The sequence below is a fragment of the Xanthomonas sp. WHRI 8932A genome (assembly GCF_035012785.1).
Lineage (GTDB): Bacteria > Pseudomonadota > Gammaproteobacteria > Xanthomonadales > Xanthomonadaceae > Xanthomonas.
Genome location: NZ_JAYGQQ010000003.1, coordinates 144,988 through 160,191 on the forward strand (window position 1 = coordinate 144,988; position 15,204 = coordinate 160,191).

Below are 15,204 nucleotides of genomic sequence, written 5' to 3' on the forward strand. Positions count from 1 at the left end.
CCCGATTGCGGTAGGCCCGGTTGGCGGTTTCGCGATGCGCGGCTGCGCGTCGTGGCGCTTTAGGCAGGCGTGTCCACAGATCCGACAGCGCCCAGCGCATCGCGCGCTGCAGGCAGCGCCATCGCTGCCCAACGCGCATACATCGCACCGGAGGGATGCAGGCCATCGTCGACCAGCATGTCGACAGCATCGCCGCCATCGCGACTGATGGCGGTGATGTCGACAAACCGCACTGCGCGCGCTGCGCAACGCTCTGCCGCCACGCCGTTGAAAGCATCGATCTGCGCCGCGATCAGTGCCGCATCGCCACCTTGCGCATGCGCGAATGGTGTCAGCCCCCAATCCGGAATCGACAGCACTACCACGCGCGCGGCATGACCGCCGGCAAACCCGATCGCGCGCTGCAACAATGTATCGAACTGGCTGCGGTATTCGTCCAGCGAGCGCCCGCGGTACTGGTTGTTGACGCCGATCAGCAGACTGACCAGATCGAACGTGCCCTGCGGTGCGGCCGCGTCGATACCGGCTTGCAATTCGTCGGTGGTCCAGCCAGTGGTGGCGATGATCTGCGGTGGCGCCACGTTCCAACCGTGGGCACGCAGACCATCGACCAACTGCATCGGCCAGCGCTGCGCAGGCTCGACGCCTTCGCCGATGGTGTACGAATCGCCCAGCGCCAGATAGCGCAGCGGCGTACCAGGCGCCGCCATCAAGCGACGCTGCGCGACTTGAGTGGCACCACTTTGGTCACGGCCTCGGCACGGCGTGCCAGTGCGCGGTCGATGCGCGCAAATACATCGCGCATGACGCTGGCTTCCGGCATCAAGGTCACGCGGAAGTGATGGCGGTACGGCACGTTGAAGCTGGAGCCGGGCACGACCAGCACGCCTTCTTCGTTCATCAGGTCCAGCGCAAATTCGTGATCGTCGAAATTGCGTGCGGCCGCGCCGACCACCGCCGGAAATGCGTACAGCGCCCCGGCCGGTGCCACCAGCTGCAGATGCTCGCTTGCCGCGCAGGCCTCGATTACCGCACGGCGGGTTTCGTACAAACGGCCACCGGGCGCGCACAACGCGGAAATGGTGTCTGGCCCGTTGACTGCGGCATCGATGGCGTACTGGCCCGGCACGTTGGCGCACAGGCGCAAGGCGCCGAGCAGGTCCATCGCGTTACGCAGGTCGTTGATGCGCGATTGCTCGCCCGACAGCAGCGCCCAGCCCACCCGCCAGCCGCAGGCGCGGTGCACCTTGCTCAGTCCGCCGAAGGTGATGCACGGGTGCGCACCGGCCAGCGGCGCCACCGGCACGAAAGCCGCGCCGTCGTACAGCACCTGGTCGTAGATTTCGTCGACCATCAGCAGCAGGTTGTGCTTGGTCGCAATCGCCACGATGCGCTCCAGCAACTCGCGCGAATAACTCGCGCCGCTGGGATTGTTGGGGTTGATCAGCACGATGGCGCGGGTGCGCGAGGACACCAGCGTCTCGATCTCCACCGGGTCCGGCTGGAAGCCGTTCTCCGGCGCGCAGCGGTAATACACCGGGCGGCCATCGTTGAGGATGGTGGCCGCCGACCACAGCGGATAGTCGGGCGAGGGCACCAGCACTTCGTCGCCGGGGTTGAGCAGGGCGCGCAGTGACAGGTCGATCAGCTCGCTGACCCCGTTACCGACAAAAATACGGTCAGGGTGGGCATCGGGGTGCTGACGACGCGAATACGCTTTGGCGATCGCCTCGCGCGCTTCCGGCAGGCCCTGCTGATGGGTATAGGGATCGGTGCGGCCCATGTCGTCGGCAATCGCGCGCTGCAGATGCTCCGGCGCGCGGAACCCGAATGCACCTGGGTTGCCGATATTGAGCTTGATCAGCTTGCGGCCCTGCGCTTCCAACTCCCGCGCTCGTCGCGCCAGCTCGCCCCGGATCTCGTAGCGGACTTCGGACAGACGCTCGCGGATGGCGAGCGGCTTTTGCGGGGTAGTGGACATGCGACGGGCCGGTTGTAGGCGTGAGGCTTGGCATGGTAGCGGAAATATGACAAGCGGACATGCTTGCATCGGCAACGATGTCAAGTGGGGCCACCCCTGCTGCTCACTATTAGTAGGTATGGCCATTAAGGAATGACCCGACCGCCATCGGTGGCTGCGTCTCAACCTGAGAGACGCCCGATTGAGAAAATAGATCGTCAGCGAGGGGTTGGCTGATTGACAGTTTCTTAACATCCCAAGATTCTATTCCGTCACTTGAGCCTGTCGGCTCTCAGCAAGGATCGCGTTATGTCAGGGGGAAGTGCGTCGCTCTCGTTAGTCGAGGGCGGCTCGTCGGTGGATGGTCGACCGGATCTGGGGCTGCAGGGACTCGTCCTTTTGGCGCAATTTCACGGAATTGCGGCCGATGCGGCGCAGCTGGCGCATGGCTTTGGCCGTGCGATGGGCGATCATCAATATATTCTTCGTAATCCTGAAAATAACGTTGGTAGAAACATTGTGATCGAAAATATTTTTGCAGGGCATGGGTAAGTGGGCGCTAAAATCAGCTCTGTTGCATTAATTAATTTTGGATTTTTGATTAATTGTGCGTTGCCGTTAACTGTTTTTTCTGTATCAGGGTACTGTATCGAATTCATTGCATCAAAAATGGTTGGTTCAAATAATCATATTTGGTTGAATTCCCTCAAAACCAGCTTCCCGGAAGTTGCGTTTTTAGTTACTATCTCAGGGCTTGTTGCTATCACGCTCTCGCTAATTCCTTTGTTCATTGCTGCTTCGAAAATATCGCTTGTTAGGTTGGCGATCTTCAAAGATACGGTAATGATTTCAATCCACAAAGAAGGTAGGCCTTATAAATTTTCTGGGTTGATAGCTCCTCTGGCGACTTCTGCTATTTCATTGATGGTGGTAGTTTGGGCTCCTGTGTACGGCGGAGGTGCATACTGGTCGGAAAATCCTGGAATTTTCTTCATCGCCCAAACCGTGATTTTTTGTCTTTGTTGCGTTTCCAACTTGTGCGTCATGGTTTGGGGGGGGCGGCATACTTTAAACTGAGGGGAGTCAAGTGAATTTAATCCGCAGGGGAGTATTGGGCGTGCAACGCGATTTTGGAAAAGGAAACGCCAAGCTGATTGCCATCCAGATCGATTGAGCCAATGTGCGAATTAAGGTGGCGATAAGTTTGGACATCGAGGTTAAAATGACTGGGTACCAAAGGTATGCTGATAAATCGGCGTTGACGCCGCAAGGAAAATGCACGTCGGCCTAGTTGTGAGCTTGCTGGGTCTGCGTCAACGCATGGGATCTCTAATGAAGTCGAGAATGAATTGGCTGGAACGATGGAGCGGATCATTTCCCTGGATATTCTTTCTTGTTCCATTATTATTTAGCAAGACTGCAGTAGCGTTGGGAATTGCTGATTTTTGTATTTTTCCTGGATGGAAGTTGTTTTACGAGGAAGTCTTAGGGAGTTCTGAGGGCTACGGTTTGACTACGACAGCGTCGCTGCTTTTGTCTCCCCTCATAGTGCTGTGGCTTTATTCGACCTCGGATGTTCCTGAGGTTTACAGCAGGCCGAAAGCTTTTTTAGCTGCTGCATTGGTATTTGTTCTTTTTCTCGGATTTCTTCTGGCGCTTTTATTCGGGCCTCCGATTGAAGCAGCTGAAAGTTCAGGAAAGGGCATGTTGCTAATCATCAAGCTGGGGCGGTTTCATCTATTGTTTAGCTTGGGGTACGGGTTATTCGTTGCGGTATGTGCTGTTTTTGGCTATTGCTCATGCGCCATTGTATGGGCTGCACTGAATCGATTTAATAAAGATGGAATGGACTTGTAGCTGCTTCGCTGGCACTAGTCGGAATAATTACCCGCAGTAGCAATGTGGTTTTCGAGATGTAGGGATGTTCAGCACCAAAACTGATGGCTCGCCTGAGGGCGCAACTGCTATGGGCCGGTGTGTCTTACTCTGTTCTGCCCAAAACACCGAGCTTGGGTTCGTGCTCCGAGCGAAACGTGGCAAAACAGGTCGTACCCCCTAGAATCCCCCGATGAGCGACACACCCCCCAACTACCCCACCCTCCAATCCATCGGCTGGCCCTGGCCCGGTCCTCCTGAGGAGGCTGCCTGGCAGGCGGTGTTTGCCGCGCATCCGCAGGCGCTGCCGGCGCGGGTGGTGGAGCAGCACCGCACCGGCTATGTGGTGGCCGATACGCCGGAGGCCAGCCTCAAGGCCGAGTCGTTGCCGGAGTGGCAGCGGCCGCGCTTCCCGAGTCATGAGCGGGCGGCGGTGGGCGATTGGGTGCTGATGGAGGGCAAGCGCATCGTGGCGCTGCTGCCGCGGCGCACCTCGATCAAGCGCGGGGCGGCTGGTGAGCATTACCACCAGCAGGTGATCGCGGCCAATATCGATACGGTGTTCATCGTGTGCGGGCTGGATGCGGACTTCAATCCGCGCCGCATCGAACGCTATCTGCTGCTGGTAGGGGGCGGTGGCGCGCAGCCGGTGGTGGTGCTGACCAAGGCCGATCAGACCGAGTACGCCGAGGATGCCTTGGCGGTGCTGGAAGAGCTGGAGGCGCAGAACATCCCGCTGCGTGCGGTCAATGCCAAGGATCCAGAGAGCGTGGCAGCGCTGCGGCCGTGGTTGGGCGACGGGCGCACGGCGGTGCTGGTGGGCTCGTCCGGTGCGGGCAAGTCGACGCTGACCAATACCTTGCTCGGCACGCAGAAGATGAAGACCAATACGGTGCGCGAAAACGATTCGCGTGGCCGGCATACCACCACGTACCGTGCGTTGATCCCGTTGCCAACCGGCGCCTGCCTGATCGATACGCCCGGCATGCGCGAGCTCAAGCCAACCGGTGAGGAAGATCTGGCTGAAGGCGGTTTCTCTGATGTGGAAGCGTTGGCGGCGCAGTGCCGCTTCAACGATTGCGCGCATATTGCCGAGCCCGGTTGCGCGGTGCGCGCGGCGATCGATGCCGATACGCTGGATCCGGAGCGTGTGGCCAACTACATGAAGCTGCGCGAGGAAGTAGCCAGCGCGGCCGAAAAGCTCGCCACCCGCGTTGCGCAGAACAACCGCGGCAAAGGCTCGGGCAGGCGGCCAGCCAGCGTCGATCGTCCCGGACGGCGCTGATGCCATCGCGCAAGGGGCCGCCGGACATCGTCCATCATGCGGCGCTGGATGCGCGCCTGGTCAAGGCCGTGCGCGGGGTGCGCCTGCTCGCCCTGGCGAGCTGGCCGCGCTCGCTGCAGGAGCCGTTTCTGCAGAGTGTGGCGCGCGGGCAGCCGGAGCTGCCGCAGGTGGACTACCCGGCGCTGGATTTTGGCGACACCCGGCGCGAGCTGGCCGCGATTGCGAAAGCCGCCGACCCGCATCACCCGATCGGCGCGTATCTGATCGATTCGACGCATAGCTGGAGCCTGGCGGCCGGTCTGCTGGAATCGCTGGGCACCAGTGCGGTCAGCGACTATTCGGCGCAGTTGTTCGGCGTGCCTGACGACCCGATGCCCGGCAACGGCCCGACTACGCGCGAAGCGGCGCGGCATTTCATCCAGATCGCGCAGGAACTCGATCGCGAGTTGCTGGCGCCGGAAGAGCAGGTGCCGGTGTCTGCCACCGCCTTGCGCATGCAGCTGCAGAACGACCTGGATGCGTTTTTTGAAGGACGCGTCATCACCGTCACGCTCGATCCGGATCTGCTCGCCAAGGCCGCGGCCGGTGCGCACCGGATCCGTTTGCGCACCGGCGCTACCTTCAGCGATTACGACCGTGCGCAGCTGTTTCATCACGAGGCGTTGGTGCATTCGCTCACTGCGCTCAATGGCCGCGCGCAGGTGCATCTGCCCAGTCTGGGCATTTCATCGCCACGCACCACCGCAACCCAGGAAGGCCTGGCGACGTTTGCGGAGCAGATCACCGGCAGCATCGATATCGAACGCATGAAGCGCATCAGCCTGCGCATCGAAGCGATTGCGATGGCGCGCTCGGGCGCCGACTTCATTGAGGTGTTCCGCTATTTCACCGAGAGCGGGCAGAGCGCAACCGAAAGTTTTTCCTCGGCGCAACGCGTGTTCCGCGGTGTGCCGACGGAAGGCGGCGGTGCGTTTACCAAGGACACCGTCTACCTGCGTGGCCTGGTCGCGGTGCACACCTTCTTCCGGCATGCCTTGCAGCGCGACCAACTGCAGCTATGCCGGTATCTGTTCGCCGGCAAGATGGCGCTGGGCGATGTGGCGCGCTTTGCACCCTTGTTCGATAGCGGCGTGCTGGTCGCGCCGCGCTGGCTGCCGCCGTGGGTGAGCCGGATCAGCGGGCTGGCCGGCATGCTGGCGTTTTCGTTGTTTGCCAATCGCATCCGCATGGATCAGCTGCAACCGCCGGCAATGAATGTCTGAGATGGCACACAGCGTTCGATGAAATGCGCGTGCGCGATCACATGTTGATCGCGTCGGTGAACCTGCGCATGCAAGGCCGCGCGTTCTACACGATGTTGCAACGAACCGGACTGCACACTGCATGCCTCGCCCGTTCTGGGCCATAACACGAGGCAATGCGATGAAAATCTTGATGGTGCTCACGTCCCACGACCAGCTGGGCGATACCGGCAAGAAGACCGGCTTCTGGCTGGAAGAATTCGCCGCGCCGTACTACGTTTTCAAGGACGCTGGCGCCGACATCACCGTGGTCTCGCCGAAGGGCGGCCAGCCGCCGCTGGACCCGAAGAGCGACGAGCCCGATGCGCAGACCGAGGCCACCAAGCGCTTCAAGCAGGATAGTGATGCGCAGAAGGTGCTGGCCACCACGCATCGTCTTGCTGACGTCAAAGCCGACGATTTCGATGCGCTGTTCTATCCGGGCGGCCACGGCCCGCTGTGGGATCTGGCCGAAGACAAACAGTCGATCGCGCTGATCGAAGCCTTCGCCGCCGCCGACAAGCCGCACGGCCTGGTCTGCCATGCGCCGGGCGCACTGCGTCACGTCAAGGGCAGCGATGGCAAACCGCTGGTCAACGGTCGCCGCGTCACCGGTTTCACCAATGGCGAAGAAGAGGCCGTCGGTCTGACCAAGATCGTGCCGTTTCTGGTGGAAGACGTGCTGACCGAACTCGGTGGAAAGTACGAAAAGAAGGCCGATTGGGCAGTACATGTGATTGCCGACGGCACCCTGGTGACCGGCCAGAACCCGGCGTCGTCTGAAAAGACCGCAGAGACCTTGCTGACGCTGTTGAAGGCTTGAGTGAGAGCGGCCAAGAAGCGTAGCGCCTAGCTGTCAAGCGTGGAAGGTGTGCGTGGGAACCGACGTGCACGAGTGGTGCATGTCGATTCCGAGCATCGTCCGCGTCTGCCTGGCGACTACGCGCTAGCTTTGTTGGCTGCTCTTTGCTGTCGAAGCGTTGTCGAAGCGCTGTCGAAGCGCTGTATTGGTGGTGTGCGTGGTTTGTGCAGCAGCTTTCGCGGATGCGTGTCGCTGCTGCAAACTCAAGCTCGGCTGAGTGAATAACGCTATCGCACGCGTGATAGCGGATCGGCACCTCTGCATGGGTGCTGCCGAGTACTGGGAGGCCTAGCCATTCCCGCGCAAGACATTCCAGCGCAGTGGCTCAAGACATTCCGGCGCAGTGGCTGTAAGACGCGCCGACGCGGTGACGTAAGCACGCGTGGTACCAATGCAGTAACGCTAGCCCCTCTCCCGTCGGGAGAGGGGTTGGGGTGAGGGTACGGTTGACGCATCGCCAAGACCCCGCACCCGCATCGTTCAAACAAAACGCGCCAACCAGCTCCCGTACTGCAGGCAGTGCACGGCGGAGGTCATCGACCAAGACCAGCAAGTGCCTTCTCAAGCAAAACGTACCAACCAGCGCCCGTACTGCAGGCAGCGCTAGGCGCAGGTCATCGACCAAGAACCGCAAGTGCGACACTCAAGCAACATGCTTCAACTAGGCCCCGTATTGCAGGCAGTGCAGAGCGCAGGTCATCGACCAGCACCCCGCACCCGCATCGCTCAGTCGATACGTTGCAACCAGCGCACCGCATACCCAGGCAGCGCAAGACGCAGATCATCGCCTAGCGGTTCTGCAACTGCATCGTGCTTGTCGGCCAACACCTGCCACCGGCCACTCAGCTTGCCGGCAAACGCCACATCGAGTAGTTGATCGCTAAAGTTGTGGACGGCGACAAAGCTGTCGCCACGCGTCAGCGCAAACAGGTGGACGTTATCCAACGCCACACTGCCCAACGGTTGATCCGCAGCAAGTGCCGCTAGTGCCGTGCGTTGCTGGATTAATGCGTGCAACCGCTGATAGACCTGCCCGCTCACGCTGCTGTTGTCGTGGCGCTGCGCGGCACGTTGCCAGTCCATTGCCGGACGATGCAACCAGCGGCCTTCGTGCTGGCGCTGCGTATCCATGCGGTAGCTGATGTCGTTGGGCAAGGCGAGTTCGTCGCCCATGTAGATCAGCGGAACACCCGGCATCGCCAGGGCAACCGCGTAGAGCAGCACCAGCCGGTCCACTGCCATGGCCAAAGCTGCCGCATCACCCGCATCGTGCGCCGCCTGGATACCGGCGAGTGCCGCCGCCATGCCGTTGGTGCCGTGCACACCATCACCGCTGCTCTGGAAGCTTTCGCCACGCGCGTAGCTGCCCGGTAGCGCATTGGCGTAGAAGCGCGCGACATCGCGCAGCGAAAACGCCGGTTGCGTGGCATTGCCCGCGGCTTCGTGCTGCAGCACATTCCAGCCGATGTCGTCGTGGCAACGTACATAGCTTAGCCAAGCGCAGTTGGACGGCAGCGGAGGGCTGTGTGCAATGACCTGATGCAAAATATCGCCTCGTTGCAGCGCCAGTGCCGACCACCCGGCTGCCATCAGCGTGCTGTGGTAGGCCAGGTGGCATTCGTGGCCTTGATCGGCGCCGCTGCCGAAGTAGGGCGGCAGTTGACTCATCGGCACGATGGCTTCGGCCTTCATCGCCACCGACGGCGCAACGATGTCGGCGACCGCACGCAGCGCCACCAGCAAGGTATGCGCCTCGGGCTGGTTCATGCAGTCGGTGCCGGTGCGCTTCCACAGATAGGCGGTGGAATCCAGGCGGAACGCTTCCACTCCGAGGTTGGCCAGCTGCAGCATTGCCAGCGCCATGTCGCCGAACACGGCCGGGTTGCTCCAGTTCAAATCCCATTGGTAGGGATAGAACGTGGTCCACATCCATTGTGCGGTGTCGTCCACCCAGGTGAAGTTGCCCGGTGCGGTATGCGGAAACACCTGCGCCAGCGTTGTTTCGTACTGATCGGGCAGGCTGCGGTCGGCGAAGTGATGGTAGTAATCGAGATAGCGTGCATCGCCCGCGCGTGCGGCTTGTGCCCAGGCGTGATCGTCGGCGGTATGGTTGAGCACGAAATCCGCACACAGGCTGATGCCCGATGCGCGCAGCCGCGTGGTGAGCGCAACCAGGTCGTCGTTGCTGCCCAGGCTCGGCTCCACCTGGCCGTAGTCGCTGACCGCAAAGCCGCCGTCGTTGTCGCCGGCGCGTGCGCGCAGAAACGGCAGCAGATGCAGATAGCGCACGCCCAGTTCCTGCAGGTACGGCACGCGCTCGGCCACGCCCTGCAAGGTGCCGGCGAAGCGGTCCACGTAGGCACTGTAGCCCAGCATGTGCTGTGCGCCGAACCAGCCCGGCTTGCGGGTGGCGTCTAGCTGTTGCAATGCCTGCGGGCGTTGTTGCGCGCTGCTGCCGAGCGCGCTCAACCACTGCGTCAACCACGCTGCGTAATCGGGGCGTTGCCCATACAGCGACTGCAGTGCATCCAGCAGACGTGGTGCATGTTCGTCAAAGCGTGCCAACAACGGCTCGGCGCGCCGTGCATCCAGCGGCGCGGCAAAGGCCGCGCGTGATGCGGTGGAATCGATGGGGGAGGTGCTCATTGGAAGCCGCCGGGCCTGGGCCCGGCGCGGGGTCCTTAGAAGTCGTAACGCAGGCTGATGCTGGTGGTGCGGCCGGCAATCGAGCGCGCGCGGATGATGCCGTTGGCCGGAATCGTGGCTTCTTCGGCTTCGGTCAGACCAAAGGTGTTGAACAGGTTGTTGACGTTGAGCGCGACGGTGAGCGAATCGGTCACGCGGTAGTCGCCGAACAGGTTGACCTGCGTATAGCCGGGCATCTTCAGCTGGTTGGAATCCTGCGTATAGGCGTCGGTGGTGCCGATCAGATTCACGCCGAACTGGTAGCCGTCGCCGCGATAGCTCGGGGTGAGCTGCCAGATCACGTCGGCTTGGCGACGCGGCACATTGCCAGTATTTTCCGGGGTGATCTGGTCGCGGGAAATTTCTGCATCAGTCCAGGTCAGGCCGCCGTTGACGGTGAAGCCCTCGTAGCGGTAGCTGGCTTCCAGCTCCACGCCGTGCGCTTGGTAGCTGCGGTTGAAGAAGCGCTGGCTGGTGACTTCGAAGTTCTGTTCCTGGGTGCGTGCAGAGAAGGCGGTGGCGAACAGGCTCAGCCCGTCGCGACGCCACTTCAGGCCGGCTTCGGCCTGCCGCACCACGTTGACGCCTTCATCGGACGACACCGAGCCGTCGTCGCGCACCACGCCGAACAACAGGCGATCGGCATTGGCGCGTGCGCCGCGGCTGATGCGGGCGAATGCGCCAAGGTCGTCGCTGATCAGGTAATTGCTGCCCAACGAATACGACAGGTAGTTCCAGTCGTAGTCCACCGGGCGTGCGTTGGCGGTGTCCACGGTGGCCACGCGCTGTTCCACCGGCTGGATCACGCCGTCGCCGTTGACGTCCAGGTTTTGCGCAATCGCAGTGCCGCTGTAGTTGCCACGCGCATCGCCCATGTCGTAACGCAGGCTGCCGTCGATGCTGAACTTGCCGCTGTCGAAGGTGAGCGCGACATACGGCGCGTTGACGTCGTAACGCACGTCGTAGCTGCGGGTGATGCAGCAATCGCCCCAGAACGGCGTGCCGTAGGCATACAGGCCGTTCTGCGAGCGCGACACGCCTGCTGCGTCGACCACGTTGAGCAGACGCGAGTCGCGACCCAGGCTCTGCACGTAGGAGTTCCAGGTCCAGTCCATGTCGATGGTCTGGCGCGAGCTGTAATAGCCCATGCGCAGATTCAGCGTGCGGCCGTCGCCATCGAACTCGCGCGAGAGGCTGAGGTCGTTGGTGACGTTGCCCAGATCGTTGATGGCGACGTTGAACAGATGCGTGCGGATGGCATTGCCGGTGTAGGCCTGGCCGGCATTCGGGCCACCGGCCTCCACCAGCTGCGCGCCGGCGCCACCGATGGACGATGCCAGCGAGGTGGCGTCGGTGACTTCGGCCGGGAACGGGCTGACGAAGCGGCCACTGTTGTCGGCGATGCGGAACTTGTCGCTCAGGTTCCAGCCATTGCCCAGGTCGAACCAGGCTTCGGCGCCGATGGTGCGCGAGATCGGGTGCATGCCATCGCCCAGATCGGTGCGGCGCGGCTGATTATTGCCATCCAGGCCGAAATCGGTGCGGAAATTACGGCTGTACAAGGTGTCGTTGCCAGGATCGAAACCGGGGAAGCCGCCCAGGTCCGGCGAGCCGTCGCGGCCACGCACCGAGGTAGGCACCGGCAGGTAGCCAGCGGCGCGGTCGTTGAGGTATTTGCCGTACACACGCACGTAGCCGTTCTCGAACAGACGGGTGAGGTTGGCCTTGAGTTGGCCGCCCTTGTCGGTGGTGTAGCCGGCATCGCGCACGCCGTCGCCCTGGCGGAAGAAACCGCCGATGTTGAACTGCCAATGCTCGGCGAACGGCGCGCCGTAATTGAAGTCGATGCGGGTGTTGTCGTAGTCCAGACCGCGACTGACGCCGATGCTGCCGCCTTCGGTGTCGCCGGTCTTGCTGATGAAGTTGATGATGCCGCCGGGCGCATTGCTGGTGAACGTCGACGCCGAGCCGCCGCGGATCGCTTCGATGCGATCCATCGTGAAATCCGAGCGCAGGAAGATATCGGCGTTGCCGAAGGCGATATCGCCGAACTCCATCACCGGCAAGCCGTCTTCCTGCAGCTGCAGGAACTTGGCGCCACCGGAGGCCACCGGCAGGCCGCGCACGGCGATGTTGGCGTTGCCTTCGCCACCGCTGGACTCGGAGCGGATGCCGGGAATGTTGCGGAAGATTTCAGCGGTGCTGCGCGGCGCCGATTGTTCGATCGCCTCGGCGCCGACGGTGCTGACCGACACGCTGGACTTCAACTTGGTGGTGGCGGTGGAGGTGCCGGTGACGAACACCGAATCCAGATTGACCGCGGCGCTGTCGGCAGCCGGCGGAGTGGCGGGCGCGGCAGCGGCGTCCTGAGCCAGCGCGGCGGGCGCGCACAGGCAGGAAACGACCGCGCAGGCCAGGGCATGCAGGCGCAGGGTGTGCAAGGTGGACATCGCGATTCTCTCTCTCACAGGTGGTGGTATGCCGACGCCTGCATCGTCCCCTCCCAGGGAATGGCCGTGCGGCCTGCAGCGCGAGCGCAGTAATACGCTCGAATACAATCGATTGCAATCTTGCGTTGCAGCATTTGATCTGGATTCGCTAGTCTCAATTTCCTTAAAGACTGCGTGTTGCGGCGCAGCGTTACAATCGATTGCATAAGCCGCAGGGTACAGTGCGCTGCGGCCACTGGGAGCCGCACCGATGCCCAGGGCCTTGCATGTCGTCGACCGCTCCTCCGCTTTCTTTCGCGCGCATCCTGGCGCTCAACGCCGGTTTCTTCGGTGTGCAGTACAGCTTCGGGTTGCAGCAGAGCAACATGAGCCCGATCTACAACTACCTGGGCGCCGACCACGCCAGCCTGCCGTACCTGTGGCTGGCCGGGCCGATCACCGGGTTGGTGCTGCAGCCGTTCGTCGGCGCCTGGAGCGATCGCTCGGTGACGCGCTGGGGCCGCCGCATGCCATACATGGTGCTGGGCGCGCTGGTGTGCAGCCTGTGCCTGCTGGCGATGCCGTTCAGTACCGCGTTGTGGATGGCGGTGTGCCTGCTGTGGGTGCTGGATGCTGCCAACAACGTGGCGATGGAGCCCTACCGTGCGTTGGTCAGCGACGTGCTCGCGCCACCGCAGCGGCCACTTGGGTATCTCACGCAGAGCGCGTTCACCGGCCTGGCACAGACGCTGGCCTATCTCACTCCGCCGTTGCTGGTGTGGTTCGGCATGAATCAGGATGCCGCCAACGCGCACCATATTCCGTACATCACCATTGCTGCGTTCGTGATCGGTGCGGGGTTTTCCGCCGCGTCCATCCTGATCACCGCGCGCAGCGTGCGCGAGCCTGTGATTGCGCCGGCCGAGATTGCGCGCATGCGTCAGACCGGTGCCGGCCTGGGCGCGACCGTGCGCGAAATCGTCAGCGCCCTGCGCGCGATGCCGCCGACCATGCGCCAGCTGGCGCCGGTGATGTTGTTCCAGTGGTATGGGATTTTCTGTTACTGGCAGTACATCGTGCTGTCGCTGTCGACCACCTTGTTCGGCACCACCGACGCCACCTCGCATGGGTTTCGCGAGGCTGGTCTGGTCAATGGGCAGATCGGTGGGTTCTACAATTTCATCGCGTTTCTGGCGGCCTTTGCGATGGTCCCCGTGGTGCGCCGTTTCGGCCCCAAGTACACGCACGCAGCCTGTCTGTTGGCGGCCGGCGTCGGTATGTGGGTGTTGCCGGGCATCGAGAACCGTTGGTTGTTGTTGTTGCCGATGATCGGCATCGGGCTGGCCTGGGCCAGCATGATGGGGAATCCGTATCTGATGCTCGCCGACAGCATTCCGCCCGAGCGCACCGGCGTGTACATGGGCTTGTTCAACCTGTTTATCGTGCTGCCGATGCTGATCCAGATCGTCACCCTGCCGCTGTATTACGAGCGGTTGCTGCACGGCGACCCGCGCAACGTGATCCGTCTGGCCGGTGCGTTGATGCTTGCCGCAGCGGTGGCGATGCTATGCGTGCGAATTCGCAAGCCCAAGACTGTAGCGGTGTAACTGCTGCGTTTGCGTTGTTGTGCCGGCCACAGTAGCAAGTATTATCGCGCGGCCGCCGCCGCACAGCGCGCACGCTCTTACGATTCCCGATTCCCGATTCCCGATTCCCGATTCCCAGCCTCACGCCGACTCGCGCACCACCAGTTTCACCGGCATTTCAACCGATTGCACCGCCTCGCCTGCGATCAGCGCCAGCAGCCGGTCCACCAGCAGGCGCGCGGCCAGACCGAGATCCTGCCGCACGGTGGTCAGCGGTGGCTGGCTGTAGGCGGCCAGCGGAATATCGTCGAAACCCACCAGCGAGATGTCCTGCGGAACGCGATGGCCGGCTTCGACCAGGGCGCGAATGGCGCCCACGGCGATCACGTCGGAGGCCGCAAACAGCCCATCCGGCGGGTCGGTCTTCTTGAGCATGGCGCGGGTGAGGCGGTAAGCATCCTCGCTGACGAAATGGCTGCGCGCATGCAGGCGGGTGTCGAATTCCAGCCCGTGCTGCTCCAATGCGTGACGGTAACCGGCAAAACGCGGCGCCACTTCGGGCAACTGGTCGTCGCCCAGAAATGCGATGCGCTTGCGGCCGCTGGCGATCAGGTGTTCGGTGGCGAGCGCGCCGCCCTGAAAATTGTCGCTGCCCACGCTGATGTAGGCCTGCCCATCGATGCGGCTGCCCCACACGGCCATCGGCAGGCCATCGCGCGCGGCTTCGTCCAGCGCGGCATGTTCGGAACTCTGCCCGAGCACGATCACGCCATCGGAGCGGCTGCCGCGCGCAAGCTGTTCCACCCAACCATCCTGGTGCCGGTCCAGCTTGGACAGCAGCATGCTGTAGCCGCGCCCGGTGAGTTCTTCGGCCAGCAACGCCAGCATGGTCATCAGAAACGGATCGGATAGCGGTTGATCCAGTGCGTGCATCATCGGCACCGCAACGCTCACCGTGTTGGAGCGTTTGGCGCGCAAGCTGCGTGCGACCGGGTCGACCTGATAACCAGCATCGGCGGCAATCTGCTTGATGTAGGCGCGGGTGCGCTCTGCCACCACCGGGCTACCGGCAAGGGCACGTGACACGGTGGACTCGGACACGCCCGCCATGCGTGCGATGTCGGCCATCTGCGGGCGTGCATTCTGCGAGGTGCGTTCTGAGGGTTTGGCCATGGCAGCGCACTGCGGAAAAGCCAGAGTGTAATCAGTTCGCACTAGAGGCGGGTTGTTCGCGTAGTGGCG

12 protein-coding genes are annotated in these 15,204 nt (G+C 62.4%); 7 read left to right on the top strand and 5 right to left on the bottom strand.

Translation table 11 applies throughout. The features are described from left to right. Positions 1-59 precede the first annotated feature (59 nt). Together VC212_RS05795 and VC212_RS05800 are read right to left on the bottom strand one after the other, a co-directional pair. Positions 60-710 (bottom strand): SGNH/GDSL hydrolase family protein, encoded by a 651-nt coding sequence (locus tag VC212_RS05795; RefSeq protein ID WP_323514725.1) that lies wholly within the window; start codon positions 708-710, stop codon positions 60-62. Beyond that, positions 710-1,981: a pyridoxal phosphate-dependent aminotransferase gene (locus VC212_RS05800; RefSeq protein WP_055848333.1), complete on the bottom strand. Its 1,272-nt coding sequence runs from the start codon at positions 1,979-1,981 to the stop codon at positions 710-712. The genes VC212_RS05795 and VC212_RS05800 overlap by 1 nt, the downstream gene beginning before the upstream one ends. Before the next feature lie 255 nt (positions 1,982-2,236). Between VC212_RS05800 and VC212_RS05805 the strand changes: the two genes are divergently transcribed. From VC212_RS05805 to VC212_RS05830, 6 genes are all read left to right on the top strand, one after another. Beyond that, on the top strand, positions 2,237-2,512 hold the full coding sequence (locus tag VC212_RS05805; RefSeq protein ID WP_323514723.1) for a hypothetical protein: 276 nt from the start codon (positions 2,237-2,239) through the stop codon (positions 2,510-2,512). Continuing rightward, positions 2,513-3,037 carry a hypothetical protein gene (locus VC212_RS05810; RefSeq protein ID WP_323514722.1) on the top strand — a complete coding sequence of 175 codons (525 nt, stop codon included), beginning with the start codon at positions 2,513-2,515 and terminating at the stop codon, positions 3,035-3,037. A gap of 267 nt (positions 3,038-3,304) precedes the next feature. Further along, complete coding sequence (locus VC212_RS05815; protein ID WP_323514721.1) at positions 3,305-3,817, top strand: hypothetical protein; 513 nt, start codon at positions 3,305-3,307, stop codon at positions 3,815-3,817. Positions 3,818-4,028: 211 nt separating this feature from the next. After that, complete coding sequence (rsgA, locus tag VC212_RS05820) at positions 4,029-5,120, top strand: ribosome small subunit-dependent GTPase A (protein WP_323514720.1); 1,092 nt, start codon at positions 4,029-4,031, stop codon at positions 5,118-5,120. Further along, positions 5,120-6,382 (top strand): flavohemoglobin expression-modulating QEGLA motif protein, encoded by a 1,263-nt coding sequence (locus tag VC212_RS05825; RefSeq protein WP_055848338.1) that lies wholly within the window; start codon positions 5,120-5,122, stop codon positions 6,380-6,382. The genes rsgA and VC212_RS05825 overlap by 1 nt, the downstream gene beginning before the upstream one ends. 160 nt (positions 6,383-6,542) lie before the next feature. Next, complete coding sequence (locus VC212_RS05830) at positions 6,543-7,223, top strand: type 1 glutamine amidotransferase domain-containing protein (protein ID WP_323514719.1); 681 nt, start codon at positions 6,543-6,545, stop codon at positions 7,221-7,223. A 765-nt stretch (positions 7,224-7,988) separates the two neighbouring features. Here the strand turns inward: VC212_RS05830 and VC212_RS05835 are convergent. Together VC212_RS05835 and VC212_RS05840 are read right to left on the bottom strand one after the other, a co-directional pair. Beyond that, positions 7,989-9,908 carry an alpha-amylase family protein gene (locus tag VC212_RS05835; RefSeq protein ID WP_323514717.1) on the bottom strand — a complete coding sequence of 640 codons (1,920 nt, stop codon included), beginning with the start codon at positions 9,906-9,908 and terminating at the stop codon, positions 7,989-7,991. A gap of 35 nt (positions 9,909-9,943) precedes the next feature. After that, a complete protein-coding gene (locus VC212_RS05840; RefSeq protein ID WP_323514716.1) occupies positions 9,944-12,397 on the bottom strand; it encodes a TonB-dependent receptor in 2,454 nt (817 codons plus the stop codon). Positions 12,398-12,663: 266 nt separating this feature from the next. Here VC212_RS05840 and VC212_RS05845 point away from each other — a divergent pair, with 266 nt between their 5' ends. Next, positions 12,664-13,983 (top strand): MFS transporter, encoded by a 1,320-nt coding sequence (locus VC212_RS05845; RefSeq protein ID WP_323514715.1) that lies wholly within the window; start codon positions 12,664-12,666, stop codon positions 13,981-13,983. Positions 13,984-14,103: 120 nt separating this feature from the next. Here VC212_RS05845 and VC212_RS05850 read toward each other — a convergent pair whose 3' ends face one another. Then, complete coding sequence (locus tag VC212_RS05850; protein WP_115554568.1) at positions 14,104-15,135, bottom strand: LacI family DNA-binding transcriptional regulator; 1,032 nt, start codon at positions 15,133-15,135, stop codon at positions 14,104-14,106. Positions 15,136-15,204 lie beyond the last annotated feature (69 nt).